Source organism: Serratia sp. 22278, assembly GCF_052045405.1.
Taxonomy (GTDB): domain Bacteria; phylum Pseudomonadota; class Gammaproteobacteria; order Enterobacterales; family Enterobacteriaceae; genus Serratia; species Serratia marcescens.
Map to the genome: position 1 here is coordinate 1 of NZ_JBQEOW010000035.1, position 526 is coordinate 526.

General features: G+C 51.5%; 2 tRNA genes and 1 other RNA gene. All 3 read right to left on the bottom strand.

What is annotated here, in order from left to right:
* A tRNA-Lys gene (locus tag ACTJJ6_RS23570) sits at nucleotides 1–76 on the bottom strand.
* 152 nt (nucleotides 77–228) lie between these two features.
* Nucleotides 229–353, bottom strand: a non-coding RNA gene (locus ACTJJ6_RS23575) — RtT sRNA.
* A gap of 15 nt (nucleotides 354–368) precedes the next feature.
* A tRNA-Lys gene (locus tag ACTJJ6_RS23580) sits at nucleotides 369–444 on the bottom strand.
* Nucleotides 445–526 lie beyond the last annotated feature (82 nt).

Here is a 526-nt window from a genome sequence, read left to right on the forward strand (position 1 = left end):
TGGTGGGTCGTGCAGGATTCGAACCTGCGACCAATTGATTAAAAGTCAACTGCTCTACCAACTGAGCTAACGACCCACTGATGTGGTTTACTGCTGATGGCGAATAGGTTATTGGAACCGACTCGCGGAAAACAAGGATGGGGATGTTCAGGACAACTCGACGGGTACTCGACTCGGACCTTTACTTTGCCACATCAAACCGATTCTGAAGCTGCCATTCTTAAAGAATGGTGGGTCGTGCAGGATAACTCGGCCTTTGGCCTCGCCCTTGCGGGCCATCACCGGAGTGATGTTGTCTCGCTGCGCGAGACTCGAACCTTTACGGTTCTCATCCTTTACGATTCTCTGTCGCAGCCATTCTTAAAGAATGGTGGGTCGTGCAGGATTCGAACCTGCGACCAATTGATTAAAAGTCAACTGCTCTACCAACTGAGCTAACGACCCATAACAGTGGTGGGTGATGACGGGCTCGAACCGCCGACCCCCTCCGTGTAAAGGAGATGCTCTACCAACTGAGCTAATCACC